The following is a 16,668-nucleotide window of genomic DNA, read 5'->3' on the forward strand; positions in this document are numbered from 1 at the left end:
TTTTTTTGACTCGAAAACGGAGGTGTTTACCGCTTGAGTGAAGGTATAAGCATGAGGCAATTGGAAGAAATGAACATGAAAGAATTGTACGAACTGGCCCGAAAGTACGACATACCGCGATACACAAGCATGAGAAAGCAGGATCTGATATTTGAAATCTTAGAGGCAAAAGCAAAAGCGGAGGGCTATTTCTTTGGAGAAGGCGTCTTGGAAATAGCCCCGGATGGTTATGGCTTTTTGCGTAGTCTTGAGACTATGCTGACGGGTCCCAAGGACATATACTTATCACAATCACAGATAAGAAAATTCAATCTTAATACAGGGGACATTGTTTCCGGTGTTATACGCCCGCCGAAGGAAGGCGAACGTTTTAATGCAATGATAAAGATCGAAGCGATAAATTATAAACCACCTGAATTTGCGAATGAAAGGGTTAATTTTGAAAATCTCACGCCTGATTATCCAAAAGAAAAATACATTCTTGAAACAAAGAGCGATGTTTTCTCTACAAGAATCATAGACTTGTTTGCACCAGTGGGCAAAGGGCAGAGAGGAATGATTGTTGCTCCTCCAAAAGCGGGAAAGACCACCATACTTAAGGAAATAGCCAATGGAATTGCGGAAAACCATCCTGATACTGTGCGAATTGTCCTCCTAATAGATGAAAGACCTGAAGAAGTAACTGATATAAAAGAGTCCGTAGATGCAAAAGTTATAGCTGCTCCATTCGATATGCCGTCCGAAAAACAGATAAAAATAGCCGAGCTTACACTGGAAATGTGCAAAAGACTTGTAGAGTACGGAAACCACGTTGTCGTTCTTTTGGATAGTTTAACAAGACTTGCAAGGGTGTATAATGTTACTGTACCACCGAGTGGCAAATTACTAACTGGAGGAGTTGACCCTGCAGCATTGCACAAGCCGAAACAATTTTTCGGCGCGGCTCGGAATACGCGAGAAGGTGGTAGTCTGACGATAATAGCTACCGCACTTGTAGAAACCGGTTCGAAGATGGATGAAGTTATTTTTGAGGAGTTCAAAGGAACTGGTAATATGGAGTTAGTTCTTTCACGGCAGCTTGCGAATAAAAGGATATTCCCAGCTATAAATATAACGCTCTCTGGAACAAGGAAAGAAGAACTACTATTAGACCAAAATAGTTTAAAGAAAATTTGGCTCTTGAGACGTATGCTTGATTCAATGTCAGAAGAAGATGGTTTAAAACTCTTACTCAGCAAGATGAAAACAACGAAATCTAACGAAGAATTCTTGGCCCTGATCGATGCACAGAAGAATGCCTAAGAATCTAATTTCTGAGTCTCACCGATGTATCTTGGAATGCTTCCGAGATTCTAAGCATTAATCTACTGAGGTGAACGAATGAAAATTCTAAGATGTACTTCGGTTTTCGTTGTTCTTTTTGTTCTTCTGTCAGCTGTTTTTGGTATTTCAAATCAAGCCATTGAGTATTATTCAGCTGCTGAATTGTCGTATAAAGCAGGAGATTACGCTACGGCGCTCCGAAATTATGAACTTGCATTGTCTGTCGATTCAACAATAGAAGGATATGACTCTCAACTCAAATTTAAGATGGGCATATCCGCATACATGATAGGCGACTATGACAAAGCCAAAAGTTACTTGTCTGGGTATCATAACGATTTTGTTAACGCGCTCCTCGAATCTATTGCTCAAAGAAAGGCTCAAGATGAATGGAAAAAATGGATTGTTAAAAATAGACCGGTAACTTCTGAAATGCCGGAAGTTTCTTCACAGGTTCCTGAAACGCAAACAAAAGGGAAGAACAATTACTTTTTGCTTACGGTGTTAATATTCGCAATTACTTTTTCCGTTCTCATATTTGCAGAGTTCAGGATTTATCGGCTGAGAAAAGTTGTTGAGCTGCCGGTGAGACCTGAAGCACAGCCAGTAGAACAGCCAATAGTTGTCGAAGCTGAAAAGATGGAAGAAGCAATTATATCTGAAGAATTACAATTGCTTCCGAAAGATGCCAAAGTAATAGATTTCGAATCTCTTATGAACAGCGAAATAGACGTCTTTAAGGACATTCTCGAACAAATTCAATCTCAAAATATCCCATCAACAGGTACAGAAGAGAGCAAAGAGCCGATGATTTACGGTGAGCAGGCAGAACTGGACAAAGATGTTGAAACTACGGATGAACGTGAAAAACTAATACACGAAATATTGGACGAATCGAGAGAGCTTGTTGAGAGTATCGAGGAAGAAAAGCTTAATGTAGAAAATATTTTGAGCGAAGAGAAAGGAATATCAGAAGAGCATATTGACCTAGAAGACCAGGAAATGTTTCTACTTGAGCGACTGAGAGAGATTTCAGACAAATTAGAAGAACAAAAGAACATTACCGTTGAAGAGTTTGAAAGTATTCAAAAAGATTTCGAAGAATTTGATGAAATAGAGAAAATAACGGAAGATGAAACAAAGATTCTTGTCAGAAAGCTTATTGAATTACACAGGGGTGGAAATAATTGATCTTCTTTATATTAGCTGTGTATGTGGTTGCATATTTGTACATAATTTTTAAAAGCGAGACCGCTTCTATAACTACCTTTATATTTGGTTTGCTATCCGTACTCTTGTTGGGAGCTTTTGATTTTGAAAGCGTCTCAAAAATAGTTGATTTTAATACTCTCTTCATACTTATCGGTATGATGATAATGGTTTCTGTATTGAAAAGAAGGGGTGTTTTTAGCGAAATTTCACGTATTCTTATCAAGATGAGTAAAGGAAATTTTCTGGTGCTTACAATGTTAATCTATATTGGTATATTCTTTTTATCCGCTTTCTTAGATAACGTGACAACAATTATCATCTTTGTACCTATATTGTTTTATACTGCTGAATCATTGGAATTGGACCCAAAACCACTTTTAACAAACGCAATCCTTTTTTCAAACTTAGGCGGTATGACAACAGCGATAGGTGACCCACCGAATATAGTAATATACAGCGTTTCTAAGTTAAGTTTTATTTCTTTCATAACTCACCTCATGCCCCCTGGGATACTTATCATGCTTTTTCAGTTATATTTTCTCGGCAAAAATGTCAGGTACCCAAGAACCGGTATTGGTATAAATATCGAAGCATCCAAGCGTTCTGAAAATCAGAAATGGCTTTACTATTTTATTGCCTTCACAGGTGTCGTTTTATTCATGGCATTTCACGAAGCGCTTGGATTGGAACTTGGAGTTATTTCTATAATTTATGCTTTCACAATCTTGTTTGTTGAAGACATGAATATCCACTCTATAGGTGATGATATCGAGTGGGATTCTATATTTCTCATATCAGGGTTGTATCTTCTCAACTATTCAATCGAGCAAATTAACATAACAAAACCTTTATTAGCTGTGCTTTCTCCTCTTGCTAATTCAGTATTTCTTCCTTTGTTTATTCTCTGGTCTTCCATGTTTGTGAGCGGATTCCTCAGCGCACTTCCTGTTACACTTCTTTACCTCTCGTTGATAAAAACTTTAATAAGGTTAGGAGCTGGTAATGAACTCTACTGGGCTCTTGCACTCGGGATTGGTGTCGGTGGAAACCTCACCCCAATTTCATCTATGTGTAATATAGTAGGCAATAATCTTTTTAGAAATATGAAAAACGAAACATTGTCATTCAAAGAGTTCACCAAAAGAATGTTGAAGCCAGTTTTATCTGGTGGTATAATCTCAAGTGTCTTTTTGATCGTATTCTGGTGGTTTGGTATTTGATTTGCTTTTGCTTGGAGGTGGCTGTTGTGAAAATTGTCGTTGCCGCTGTATTTGCAATCGTTTTGTATTTTGTCATAACCAATAAAATAAACAAGACAATAGCAGCAATGGCCGGTGGATTAGTTTTGCTGTTTATTCGAGTTTTTCCGGATCCGTTCGAAGGATTAGAGAAATCTTTAGATATTAATACTATATTCTTCCTTGTTGGAATGATGATCTTTGTAAGAGTAATGGAAACCTCGGGCATATTTGAATACATAGGTATAAAAACTGTGAAGCTGGCTGGCAAGAATGTTCGCTCTCTCTTTTTAGCTCTCACGTTTGTCGTTGCGGCTGTTTCGGCCTTTATAGATAACGTGACAACCATCTTGATATTTGTTCCTATTACATTTGCGATTACTGATATTTTGGAAATAGATCCTGTACCATTCATAGTGGGAGAGATATTTGCATCGAACATCGGTGGTACTATGACGCCTATTGGAGATCCACCGAATATCCTTATCACTTCCGCAGCAAGAATACCGTTCACAGAGTTTGCAAAATACATGGTTCCTATAAATTTATTGATCTTAGCTTTAGCTGACTTGGTTTTGATAGTAGTTGGTGGGGAGAATTTCAAGAAGAAATTTCCAGCTGAATTCATAAAAGGGCTTGACGAAAAAAGGGTTGTAACAAGTAAAAAGAAATTTTTTAACTCTGCCGTCTTTATGATTCTTATAATAACATTATTCTTACTGCAGAAGCAACTTAAGTTGGAAAGTTCAATAATAGGTTTGACGGCTGGTTTTTTTGGATTATTGTTGTTCGAACGCCAGGAGATCACGCCATTTTTAGAAAAGGTTGAATGGGAAGTAATATTCTTTTTCTTCGGACTTTTCATTATAACTGGAGCAATGGAACATGTTGGCATTATGAAAGATATAGCTACATTACTTGTGAAACTTTCAAGTGGTTCGATGACAATTCTTTCATCCGTTATAGTTTGGGCATCTGGAATAGTTTCTGGATTTGTTGACAACATCCCATTTGCAGCAACTATGATACCGGTTATTAAAGGACTTCCGAACATTAATCCTAATTTTTCAAATATAACACCTTTGTGGTATGCTTTGGCACTTGGTGCATGTCTTGGTGGTAATTTGACACCGGTTGGTGCTTCTGCAAACGTTGTAGGCTTGACACTTTTAAAGAAATACAAAGATACTGAAATTACGTTTGGGAAATTCTTAAGATATGCAATACCTGTTGTATTCATAAGTTTGGTCATCTCAAACATTTACTCGATAATCTTGCTAAGGATTATTTAACTTAGTGCAGGTTATGAAAAGGAAAGTAGCTGATATCGACAGAATCACGAACGGGTGCAGTGAAGCTTTTGAATTTTCGGATTTAATGGACGTACAAAACAAGCTCCGCGAAAAAGTGGAGCTTAACTTTTTGGATTTCGATGAACTTGAGACTATTGCCGGTATCGATGTTAGCTACATCGATGAAGAGGCCTTAGGTATAGTTGTTCTGCTTGATAGAGAACTTAACCTCATCCAAGTTCTTTCCCACCGAGAAAGGGTTAACTTTCCATACATACCGGGATTCTTGGCATTCAGAGAAGCACCGGTTATTTTGAAATGTTTCGAGCAACTTGAAAAACTGCCTGACTTAGCTGTCTTCGACGGACAAGGTATAGCACACCCGCGCGGTCTTGGAATAGCGAGTCATGTCGGGGTTTTGCTCGGTATTCCAACGATTGGGGTCGCAAAAAGTAGACTACATGGTTATTGTGAACAGCCAAAGCAAGTTGGCGAAGCGACAGTATTAAGAAATGAGAGAGGAGAAAAAATAGGCTATTGCTACATGTCGAAACCTAAAACAAAGCCAATCATTATTTCTCCAGGGCATAAGTGTGATGCTGATTCTGCACTGAGTATAGTCAAGCGCTTGATTAAGGGATACAAATTACCTGAACCGGTGCGATTAGCTCATTATTACTCACAAAAGTTGAAGTCAGGAATATAATTATTACCCCTCACCATCCTATCATCTATAAATTATTCCAATCTGGATTGTAACTCTCCTTTCATGATGACTGCTTTCTTCAACCGTACAATATTACAAAATTCTAAGGATTTTTTAAGGTTACCTTTATAAAATTCATCATGAAAATCCACAAATTCTATGAGAGGAGGTGTTTGTATGAAGAGATATCTTGGACTCGTTTTTATCTTGATATTTACAGTTATATCCATTGGAGCTATTAAACCATTTCAGATGCAAGACTATCTAAAAAACTTCATCTTGGATAAGACATCATATGAAACCTCTGGAACAGTAAAAGAAATAGTTGTAGGTCCTCGTGGTGCTGGTTACGTGGTTCTTACAACGGAAGCAACTGAAGTCAAATTACCAGGGATGTTTCTTAATCTATCAACTTTGAAAGTCGGAACTAAGATAGACATAAAAGGAACAAAGTACATAGTGTTCGTTCCAACAAGTCTTGAAGCTGATGGATACAAATTGATCTTGAGACGGAAGGTACCACAAGGTGTTGAAACAATGGCTGTAAATGGAACCATAAAGAATATCGAAATTACAAAAACGGCAGTAACCATTGTTATTGTTGATGAGAATAATAAAGAATACAGACTACCGGCTGCCATCATACCATTCTGGAAGAATTTGAAACAAGGAACGAAAATCACTTTTACAGGGTTAAAAAGAACAATCGAGGTCAAAGAAAGTATAACAATTGATGGGAAAACATACAAATTAGAGCCAAGGGCTTATCTTATGCAACAATTCGGCATGGCAACTCAATGTTTCCCAACTCTAATGATGCATAGATTTGGAAGAAGATAACGTCAAACTCAGATGATTACCGATAACAACAAAGCGCCGGAAAACCGGCGCTTTCTCTATTTTTTAGATTGTCGAATTATTCTCTATTTCCCAACTCTTTATCGAGCATGTAAAGTCCTGTCGGGGAATCTTGTAGCTTTTTGAGCTTTCTGACAATCAAGTCAGTCTGAGCTTCTTCCTCAACCTGCTCCTTTATGAACCATTGTAGGAATTGTTCCGTGGCATAATCTTTCTCTTCTTTGGCAATTTCAAGAATGGTATTAATGCTTTTGGTTATAAATTTCTCATGCTCGTAAGCGGCTTCGAATGCATCTAATGGACTCTTCCAATCTGACTTTGGTTTCTCAAGTGCTGGGAGTTCAACTCTTGAACCTCTTTCGTAAAGGAATTCGTAAATCTTCATTGCGTGTCCAAGTTCTTCTTTGGCCTGGACCTTCATCCACTTTGCAAATCCGGGTAAATCATTTGCATCAAAGTATGTTGCCATCGATAAATATAGATAAGAAGAAAATATCTCCTTCCCAACTTGTTCGTTTAAAGCGTTGAAAACTTTTTCGCTCATCATAATCCCTCCTATAGTTTTACTTTTCCTAATTAAAGAACTTTTTCAACTTCTTCATATGGTGGTTCTACCCTTGGATCTTCCGTTACCCATGCATAGAGAACTTTACCATCTTCAACGACAAACACAGCACGCTTTGCGACTGTATAATTCGGTATACCTATAAAATTTTCGTGTACTCCGCCGTATTCTTTTGAAACTAACCCACCAAAATCTGATAGCAGTCTGAAATTAATTCTATTCTTCTCAGCAAAAGCCTTGTTTGCAAAAGGACTATCAATACTGATTCCGAATATTGTAGCGTTTAAGTTGTTAAACTTTGCAATCATATCCCTAAAAGTGCATAGTTCTTTCTCACATACACTGGTGAAAGCTCCTGGGTAAAATACAAGAACAACTTTCCCTTTAATCGATGACAACCGAACCTTGTTCAATTCGTGATCAACTAATTCAAAATCTGGTGTACCCATTCCAACTTTTAACATATAACCACTCCTTTGTATAAAATCAGTTTACAAATAAAATTATACCAAATATAATTTTGTGTGTCAACACTTTTTTATAAACGAAAACCATTCATGCATTTAATATGGTTACTATCGTTGAAAATGAATAGTTAGAGACAGAAAATGATAAGTATTCCGAAATATTTTCATCTAAGGAGTAATAATTAAAGTTCAAAAAACATTTGCAACTTTTCCGTAAAGTGTGTTATAATATATCTGTACCTGAGCACTTATTAATGCAAACCATCACATCCTTTTGAAGGGGGGATTTTTGTGAAAAAGTGGTTAGTACTTCTTGTCAGTCTTTTTGTGGCAGTCCTTGCTCTTGCGGCTTTTGATCCTACGGTTTACGTCGAAGCAACCATTGGCGAACCTGACACACTCGACCCACACCTTGCTTACGACACAGCCAGCGGTGAAGTTCTTTACAACGTTTATGAAAACCTTATTGCTTACAAAGGCAGAAGCGTTAGCGAGTTCGAACCGAGACTTGCAACAGAAGTTCCATCTGTGAAAAACGGACTCATTAAAGACGGTGGGAAGACATACGTTTTCCCAATCAGAAAAGGAGTAAAGTTCCACAACGGTAACCCGCTTACACCAGAAGATGTTGAATACTCATTCGAACGCGGACTTCTTTACGACCCAGAAGGCGGTCCAATGTGGATGCTCTGGTACGCGATTTTCGGAACACATTCAAGAGATGAAGCTCTTGAAGAGTTTGTAGGAAAACCAGTTGATGAGATTTATGACAAGAGCGGTGAGCCGAAGCCCGAGTACAAGCAGAAACTCATCGATTTCTACAAACAAGTTGTTGATCCAGCAATCGAAGTTCAAGGTGACAATGTTGTGATTAAACTCAAGAGAGCATACGCACCATTCATGAACATCATTGCACAAAGTGCCCACTGGGCAGCGATACTTGACAAAGAGTACTGTATAAAACTTGGACTCTGGGATGGAAAAGCAGAAACATGGTGGAAGTACAAAGATATGGAAAAAGAAGAATCACCACTTTACGGAACGGCAATGGGTACAGGTCCATACAAATTCGTCGAATGGGACAGAAAACAACAGAAAATTACACTCGTTGCAAATGAAAACTACTGGAGAGAACCAGCGAAGATAAAGAAAGTTATAATTTGGGGTATCGATGAATGGTCAACAAGAAAAGCAATGCTTGAGAAAGGCGACGCAGATTCCATAGCAGTCGTTCTCGAATACCTTGACCAGTTGAGAGGTAATAAGGACATACAAATTATCGAAAACATTCCAACAATGTCTGTTACGGTTCTTGCATTCAACTGGTCAGTCAACCCATCAAGCAAATACATAGGCAGTGGAAAACTTGACGGAAACGGAATACCGGTTGATTTCTTCAACGATGTGAACGCGAGAAAAGCAGTGGCATCGGCAATTAACTACGATGCTCTTATCAGAGACGTTCTCAAAGGTTTTGGTAAGAGAATACCAACAGCATTGCCAGAAGGACTCCTTGGATTTGATCCATCACTGCCACTTTACAAGTTCAACGTTAAATCAGTCCAAGACTACCTTAAGAAAGCATGGAATGGTCAAGCATGGACAAAAGGAATTAAGTTCAGCGTTGCTTATAACCAAGGAAACACAGCAAGACAAAGAGTCGCTGAAATGGTTAAGATGTATATGGAAATGGCAGCACCTGGAAAAGTCAAGATCGATGTCCAACCACTCCAGTGGCCAACATTCTTGGATGCAACGAAACGCGGCGAACTGCCAGTGTTTATACTCGGATGGCTTGCTGACTTCCCAGACCCAGATAACTTCATCTTTACATACTACCACAGCAACGGTGACTACTCATCAAGACAAGGTGAGAACTTCAGAAAATTCGTAAGCACCCCAAGAAAAGAACTTGGCGGAAAGAGCCTTGATGAACTTATCGAGGAAGCCGCAGCAGAAACTGATCCAGCAGTCAGAGGCAAGTTGTACGCACAAATTCAAAAGTTCGTTGTTGACAACTGTATAAGCGTACCAGTTTATCAACCAGTTGGAGTACGCGTCCAGAGAACATGGGTCAAAGGTTGGTTTGACAACCCAATGAGACCCGGTATGGACTTCTACACAGTTTACAAACAACAATAATCAGTAATGAAATTAAAAGCCGCTGGGAAACCAGCGGCTTTTTTAGTTATTCATATAAGGTTACGAAATTTTGGTTCTCTTTCCTTGGTAAGTGTCTTTCGTTTTGAGTGTGTTCTCTATTAGGTTTACTATTTCTGTCTTTGTCTTACCCCAATTTCCGAATAACGTTCCCGAATGCGGAGGATCAGCAACTAGTCTGTGAATGGTAATCTTGGGTGATAGATTTTCTAAGAATGTGACGCATCTTTCAACATAGCTATCCAATGTTCCGACTTCCAGTTTCCCGGTTTTATACATTTCACCAAAGATTGAACCTTCAACGATGTACAATGAATGTATCTTCACTCCATCGACTCTAAGCGCACTTAAAAGTTTTGCACTCTCTATAACGTCTACGATGTTGTCACCAGGTAAATTGAGTATCACGTGAGAAACAACTTCAAAATTGTATTTCTTAATCAAATTGACGGCATATATGTATTCGGCTAACGTGTGGCCTCGGTTTATTTTCAGCAACGTATGGTAATTGGCACTTTGCAAACCAATGTCGAAAGATATCTCGATATTGTATTCTCTCTTTATTTCATCCACCAGATTCAGCACGTTTTCGTCTATACAATCAGGCCTTGTTGCTATATCAAGCTGGACTATGTCTTCATCAATTGCCTGAATATATGTTTTTCTCAGAACATCGATTGGTGCGTAGGTATTGGTATAATTCTGAAAATAAGCTATGAACTTTTTGATGCCCTTCTTCTTGTAACGTTCTTTCATTTTTTCGAGTTGTTCTTTTATACTAAACCCCCCGAAAGTTGTAAAACCGCTTCCCGTTTCGTCACAAAATAAACATCCGGGCCTTCCGTAAGTCCTATTTGGACACGTAAAACCTGCGTTAATTGGTAGCCTTTGAACCTTTTCACCATATTTCTTCTTCAGTTCAATGCTCAGCTTTCTATACCTGTAACCTTCTTCGAGAAAATCGAAAATCTTGAAAGCACCTCCTCAGCATCTATTGTTGGATATTTACCATCTATATAGACGAATTTTCCATTCACCATCGTTGCGTAAACGCTGTCTGTAAATGAATGAACTAAATTCTCTAAGAATTTATGTTTAGGTTGCAGCTGGATATGGTTGCTATCGAAAATGACAAGGTCAGCTGGCATGTCGACGGCTATTTCACCACCCGAGAGTCTTAGAGCCTCGTAACCGTTCTTTGTAATAGAATTGAACGCTTCATATATGTTGAAATTTTCAGGAGATTTCACCTTTTGAGAGAGTACCGTTGTTCTTAAATCAAAAAGAACGTTTTGCGAATTATTACTCGCGGGACCGTCAGTTCCTATTGTTATTTTTATACCTTTCTTCAACATTTCCACAATCGGCGGAATACCGTTTCCCAATTTCATGTTACTGACGGTATTGATGGAAGGGTATGAATTTTTTAGAATTTCTAAGTGCTCATCCCTCAGTTGGGTACAATGTACCGGTATGAAGTGAATTTTATCAAACCCAAGGTTTATAATCTCTTCTGGTGAATATCTTTCGTACTCCCAAGCGTTCTCAAAAAAGTGCATCGTTACCAGCATGTCGTTTGATTTTGCAACATCTAATATTCTCAGAAGATATTCTCTCGAGCAGCTGTATGGTGCGTGAGGACCAAGACCAACATAGATTCTGTCATCATACCCATGCCATTTTTCATACAGCTTAATATTCTCGTCTAACCTGCCGTTGTCATCGCCATTGCTATCTACGAGTCCTCTTGTAATAACAGCTTTCATGCCAAAATCTGCAACCGCCTGTGCGACCATTTCCTCGTGAAAATACATATCGCAAAAAGCAACAACACCATGAGATGCCATTTCCATCATGGACACTATTGAACCGTAGTATATTGCTTCAGGTGTCAAGCGTTCTTCAGCAGGCAGGATTCTTTCAAAAAGCCAGGTGTTGAAAGGGATATCCTCGGCATAACCCCTGAGAACGGACATACCAACGTGGGTATGAGTGTTTACAAAGCCAGGCGTGATTATCTTTCCTGAAAAATCTATAGTTTCTTCCCTGTCTTGTGAAATGATTGTCTCGCCAAGCGAGTTTATGTAACCGTTTAAAATACGAATGTCCAATCTTTCAAGTTTCCCGTTTATTAGAACAAGAACGTTCTTTATTACCATTAAAGCACAACCCTCTCCGCATCTAACCAAAGGTGTTCCAGATCATAGAATTCTCTTGCGCTTTTTGTAAATATGTGAACAACTATTTCACCTGCATCGATCAACATCCAGTCGTATCCTTCACCGCGATCGTAATATATGATATCTTTTCCAATATCATTGAAGAAATCGACAACCTCGTCTCTTAAGCTCTTCATGTGTATATTACTGTTTGCGGTACAAACAACAAAATAATCAGTGAGCAGCCTTGTCTTCGACATGTTCAGTATAACTGGATCTATCGCTTCCTTCTTTTCGAGTACATTCATTAATTTTTTTAAGATTTCGGTCAAATCGAAAGATTCTTTTACGCTTTTTTCACTCAACTCTTAAGCACCTCCCAGATTCAGTTCTTCGTTTATTCTTCCATTTACTAAGTAATCTCTAACATATCCGACAAGATAGAACGAACCAGTGACGAACTTGGCTTCATGTTTGAGTTCTCTAAGCTTATCGACTGCGATTAACGGTTCGGGTTCAAGAATGACATCCTTACAGTATTTCTTGGCGATTTCGTAAGTCTCTTGGAATTTCTGTGCACGTTTTGACGGTGGTCTTGTTATTATCAGTGTGTCGAATTTCGGACCTATCGCTCTGAGTACATTCTCTTTATCCTTGTCATCAACTATACCGAATACCCCTGCCCTGCTTTTATTTGGAAAGTAAAGTTCTATGTTTTCAGCAAACTTTTCAGCAGCTTGTGGATTGTGTGAACCATCAAGTACAACTCCGTTTACTATTTCAAATCTGCCGGGAATAAAAGCACGTTCAAATGCACTTTTTACAGCTTCTTCATCAAGTTTGTGTGCCAGTTCGAACGATTTTAGTGCTATACCAACGTTGTAAAGCTGGTGAGTTCCGTTCAGCTTGACAGGTATGTTCTTTATTGTATTCTCACCATAGTAATTATACACATTTTCATTAAAAGAATATTTTACAGGCTCTACAACAAAATCCTTACCGAACTCGTAGACTTTAGAATTCTTTTCCTTTGCTACCTGCTTTATAACATTTAATGCTCCTTCTGGCATCATACCTAAAACGACAGGTTTTCCTTCCTTAACAATTCCTGCCTTCTCAAATGCTATCTCTTCCACTGTGTTTCCCAAGACGTTCGTATGCTCGAGAGAGATAGTGCATATGACCGATACTTCCGGTGTTAGCACATTTGTTGAATCGAACCTGCCACCGAGTCCGACTTCCACACTTCCGTACTCGACATTTTTCATCTTCGTTATGTAAAAGTACATAGCTGTCATGTATTCAAAAAAGCTTGGAGAAAACTCTTCGCCAAGTCTGTCCATTTCCTCAGCATGTTTTCTTACTTCATTTGCTGCTTCAACAAACTCATCTTCTCCGATGTTCGATGTGTTGTAATGAAATCTCTCAAGTATAGTTGACAGGTGAGGTGAATAAAAACCAGTAACGCTATGGCCGTGGTGATAAGTCAAGTACTCGAGGAACGTTGTCACGCTACCTTTCCCGTTTGAGCCTGTTACGTGGAAGAATTTAATTCCAGAATGGGGATTACCCATTCTGGAAAGCAAACCTTCTATTCTAAAAAGACCTAACTTCATCGTGTTGTATGGACGAGTAAAATACAAGTATTTTAAGGTGTCTATAAAAAGTCCAGAGTTGCTCATCTGTTTTCCTCCAAGTCGTGAATTATCTGCTCGATTTTAGAAATTTGCTCGTTAAACATCTTCTGTTTTTCCCTTGTTTCCTCGACAATGTCTTCTGGTGCGTTTTTCAAGAAGTTTTCGTCTTCAAGTTTCTTGGCGAATTTCTCAAGGTCTGTTCTCAGTTTTTCGACCTTTTTCTTCAACCTTGCAACCTCAGCTTTGACATCTATCAGTGTGCCAAGCGATACATAGGTCTCAAGGTTTGGAGAGACGTACGCGGTAGCACACATCTGCGGCCTTCCCTGAACGAATTCAATATCTTCAACATTTCCAAGGAATTTTATGTATTCTTGCTCTTCTTGGGACAGGTTACCCTTAGCATATGTCTTAACCTTTGTAGACTGAGGAACGTTGACTTCCGCTCTAACGTTTCTCACGCCTCTTATAATTTCCATTATCTGTTCAAATCTCTTCTCGGATTCTTCGTCGATGTACTCACCAAATACCTTAGGCCATTCAGCGATGACCAACGATTCCGTAGTAGTTGGCAACTTGGTCCAAAGTTCTTCTGTCAAGAACGGCATGAATGGATGCAAGAGTCTCAAGCTCATATCGAGCACATAGACAAGTACGTTTTGGACGGTCTTTCTCTCCTCTGTCTTAAGTCTGCTCTTCACTGCTTCGATATACCAATCACAGAGTTCATCCCAGAAGAAGTTGTAGATTTCGCTCGCAGCTATGTTGAAGTCGTAGTTATCAAGAGCTTCTGTGACTTTCTGAATAACCTTCTGCAATCTTGAAAGAATCCATTTATCGACAAGTTTGAGTTGGCTCGCTTCGATCGGCTGTTTTTCGAAGTCTTCAAGGTTCATGAGTACAAACCTTGTTGCGTTCCATATCTTATTAGCGAACTTCTTGTAAGTGTCGAAAAACCTAACGTCAAGTTTCAAATCTCTTCCCTGAGCAGCTAAGATAGCAAGGGTGAATCTCATCGGGTCTGCCCCGTATTCGTCTATGACTTCCAGTGGATCAATGCCATTGCCAAGAGACTTGCTCATCTTCCTACCAAATTTGTCTCTTACGAGTTGGTGGATATACACTTCGCTAAACGGCTTGTCATCCATGAATTCATATCCCATCATGATCATCCTGGCAACCCAGAAGAAGATTATGTCAAATCCGGTTACCAAGACATCTGTTGGATAGTATCTTCCAAGATCAGGTGTCTTCTCGGGCCAACCCATAGTGCTGAATGGCCAAAGCGCTGAGCTGAACCAAGTATCGAGGACGTCTTCATCCTGAACAAGATGCGCACTACCGCATTTTTCACACGCTCTTACCTCTTCTTCTGAGACGTTGTAGTGGCCGCACTCTTCACACTTCCAGACAGGAATCCTGTGTCCCCACCATAGTTGTCTGCTTATACACCAGTCCCTTATTTCGTACATCCAATTGAGATATACCTTTTTCCACCTTTCAGGAACGAATTTCACTTCTCCATTTTCAACCGCTTCGATAGCTCTCTTTGCGAGCGGTTTCATGCTCACGAACCACTGATCCATAAGCCTTGGTTCGACAACTGTGTCGCATCTGTAACATCTGCCAACCGAATGTTTGAGTTTTTCGATTTTCACAAGATAACCCAACGCTTCGAGTTCTTCAACAACCGCTTTTCGTGCTTCCTCTGCTTTCATTCCTTTGAATTTTCCACCATTTTCGTTTATGACAATGTGTTCATCGAATATGTCAACAAATGGCAAGTTGTGTCTTTGACCTATCAGATAGTCGTTTGGGTCGTGGGCAGGTGTGACCTTCAAAGCACCGGTACCGAACGATGGATCAACGTAATTGTCCGCGATAATAGGCAGTTCTCTGCCAACGATCGGTAGAATTGCGGTCTTTCCGATGTATTTTTTATACCTCTCGTCTGATGGATGAACAGCCACAGCTGTATCGCCAAGCATCGTTTCTGGTCTTGTTGTGGCTATGACCAAGTAATCATCTTCACCTTTTATTGGATACTTGACGTGGTAAAGCGCGCCTTCTTCTTCGTGATAGTCAACTTCTTCATCCGAAAGCACCGTACCGCACCTGTGACACCAGTTCACTATGTATTTGCCTTTGTATATTAACCCTTTCTTGTACAAATCAACAAAGACCTTTCTGACAGCTTTTGATAATCCTTCGTCTAACGTGAATCTTTCTCTTGTCCAGTCAACAGAAGCACCGATTGACATTATCTGCTTTTTAATCTCATTTCTGTACTTATTTGCCCAGTCCCACACGATTTCGAGGAATTCTTCCCGCGAATAATCCCTTCTGCTCTTACCTTGTGTTGCAATGTATTTCTCAACGGCTGTTTGTGTGGCTATACCTGCGTGGTCTTCGCCTGGAAGCCAGAGCACGTCAAAACCCTGCATTCTCTTGTACCTGCTAAGTATATCTTGAATAGTTATATTGAGTGCGTGTCCCATATGGATTCTTCCAGTTATATTTGGCGGTGGGATTACTATACTGTACTTTGGTCCTGCTCCTTTTGGAGTGAAATATTTCTTTTCGAACCATTGCTTGTACCACTTCATCTCGATATTCTGTGGTTCATAACGTGTTCCTATCTCCATCCTGTGCACCTCCAACAGTTGTAATTTCTATTTGACAATCGATTTTTATCTTTTCTGGGCCGTAAGTTAGAAGTAAATAGTGTAGAGAGTCTCTTATTCTGTCTGCAATCTTCTTAACTTCAGCGTCCTGAATACCGTGAAGAACTATACAGAAATCGTTGTTATCCAATTTGCAGACAAAATCCTTTGGGATTCGCACGCTATGCTTAATAACTGAAGACACCCTTGACATAACAAAATTCCAGATATCGTTATTGGAAACTTGAAAATCAAGTTTCAAGTGCATAACATAAAAGAGTTCATTGTTTTCCTTAAGTTCCTGCAATACCATTTGTGCAAATTCTTTATTCGGCAAACGCGTGATTGGATCCACCCATTCTCCGGTGAGTAACTTATGCAGACTTGG

The 16,668-nt window shown here is 39.3% G+C and carries 15 protein-coding genes (1 of these 15 cut by a window edge); 7 read left to right on the forward strand and 8 right to left on the reverse strand.

What is annotated here, in order from left to right:
- Nucleotides 1-51 precede the first annotated feature (51 nt).
- The 6 genes from rho (at nt 52) to IB67_RS02290 (ending at nt 6,611) form a co-directional block, all read left to right on the forward strand.
- Nucleotides 52-1,302, forward strand: coding sequence for a transcription termination factor Rho (gene rho, locus IB67_RS02265; protein WP_178137741.1), 1,251 nt, complete (start codon nt 52-54; stop codon nt 1,300-1,302).
- A gap of 78 nt (nt 1,303-1,380) precedes the next feature.
- Nucleotides 1,381-2,514, forward strand: a complete 1,134-nt coding sequence (locus IB67_RS02270; RefSeq protein WP_072758413.1) for a tetratricopeptide repeat protein — start codon at nt 1,381-1,383, stop codon at nt 2,512-2,514.
- A complete protein-coding gene (locus IB67_RS02275; RefSeq protein ID WP_072758426.1) occupies nt 2,511-3,755 on the forward strand; it encodes an ArsB/NhaD family transporter in 1,245 nt (414 codons plus the stop codon). Before IB67_RS02270 ends, IB67_RS02275 begins: the two co-directional genes overlap by 4 nt.
- Nucleotides 3,756-3,781: 26 nt before the next feature.
- Complete coding sequence (locus tag IB67_RS02280; protein WP_084634338.1) at nt 3,782-5,065, forward strand: ArsB/NhaD family transporter; 1,284 nt, start codon at nt 3,782-3,784, stop codon at nt 5,063-5,065.
- A 13-nt stretch (nt 5,066-5,078) separates the two neighbouring features.
- Nucleotides 5,079-5,771 (forward strand): endonuclease V, encoded by a 693-nt coding sequence (locus IB67_RS02285; protein WP_245789496.1) that lies wholly within the window; start codon nt 5,079-5,081, stop codon nt 5,769-5,771.
- Nucleotides 5,772-5,948: 177 nt separating this feature from the next.
- Nucleotides 5,949-6,611, forward strand: a complete 663-nt coding sequence (locus IB67_RS02290; protein ID WP_072758428.1) for a hypothetical protein — start codon at nt 5,949-5,951, stop codon at nt 6,609-6,611.
- Between the two features lie 76 nt (nt 6,612-6,687).
- Here IB67_RS02290 and IB67_RS02295 read toward each other — a convergent pair whose 3' ends face one another.
- Nucleotides 6,688-7,176, reverse strand: coding sequence for a ferritin (locus IB67_RS02295; RefSeq protein ID WP_072758430.1), 489 nt, complete (start codon nt 7,174-7,176; stop codon nt 6,688-6,690).
- 29 nt (nt 7,177-7,205) lie between these two features.
- On the reverse strand, nt 7,206-7,658 hold the full coding sequence (locus IB67_RS02300) for a peroxiredoxin (protein ID WP_072758431.1): 453 nt from the start codon (nt 7,656-7,658) through the stop codon (nt 7,206-7,208).
- Between the two features lie 294 nt (nt 7,659-7,952).
- On the opposite strand from IB67_RS02300, the gene IB67_RS02305 reads away from it, so the two are divergent.
- Nucleotides 7,953-9,803: an ABC transporter substrate-binding protein gene (locus IB67_RS02305; RefSeq protein WP_339746165.1), complete on the forward strand. Its 1,851-nt coding sequence runs from the start codon at nt 7,953-7,955 to the stop codon at nt 9,801-9,803.
- A 60-nt stretch (nt 9,804-9,863) separates the two neighbouring features.
- Here IB67_RS02305 and mnmL read toward each other — a convergent pair whose 3' ends face one another.
- The 6 genes in view from mnmL to IB67_RS02335 are tightly spaced (at most 60 nt apart) and all read right to left on the reverse strand, a layout consistent with a single transcriptional unit that may run on beyond the window.
- Nucleotides 9,864-10,790 (reverse strand): tRNA modification radical SAM protein MnmL/YtqA, encoded by a 927-nt coding sequence (gene mnmL / locus IB67_RS02310; protein WP_072758435.1) that lies wholly within the window; start codon nt 10,788-10,790, stop codon nt 9,864-9,866.
- A complete protein-coding gene (locus IB67_RS02315; RefSeq protein ID WP_072758437.1) occupies nt 10,748-11,980 on the reverse strand; it encodes an amidohydrolase in 1,233 nt (410 codons plus the stop codon). The genes mnmL and IB67_RS02315 overlap by 43 nt, the downstream gene beginning before the upstream one ends.
- Nucleotides 11,980-12,288, reverse strand: coding sequence for a ribosome silencing factor (gene rsfS, locus IB67_RS02320; RefSeq protein ID WP_084634357.1), 309 nt, complete (start codon nt 12,286-12,288; stop codon nt 11,980-11,982). The genes IB67_RS02315 and rsfS overlap by 1 nt, the downstream gene beginning before the upstream one ends.
- Nucleotides 12,289-12,348: 60 nt before the next feature.
- A complete protein-coding gene (locus IB67_RS02325; RefSeq protein WP_072758439.1) occupies nt 12,349-13,662 on the reverse strand; it encodes a bifunctional folylpolyglutamate synthase/dihydrofolate synthase in 1,314 nt (437 codons plus the stop codon).
- A complete protein-coding gene (locus IB67_RS02330) occupies nt 13,659-16,262 on the reverse strand; it encodes a valine--tRNA ligase (RefSeq protein WP_072758441.1) in 2,604 nt (867 codons plus the stop codon). The genes IB67_RS02325 and IB67_RS02330 overlap by 4 nt, the downstream gene beginning before the upstream one ends.
- Nucleotides 16,240-16,668, reverse strand: partial view of a diguanylate cyclase domain-containing protein gene (locus tag IB67_RS02335; protein ID WP_072758443.1) — the 3' portion only. 3 nt of this gene lie beyond the right edge of the window; 429 of the gene's 432 nt are visible here — the last part of the coding sequence; its start codon lies beyond the right edge, outside the window; the stop codon is at nt 16,240-16,242. The genes IB67_RS02330 and IB67_RS02335 overlap by 23 nt, the downstream gene beginning before the upstream one ends.

The sequence above is a fragment of the Fervidobacterium riparium genome (genome assembly GCF_025370035.1).
GTDB classification, from domain to species: Bacteria; Thermotogota; Thermotogae; order Thermotogales; family Fervidobacteriaceae; genus Fervidobacterium; species Fervidobacterium gondwanense.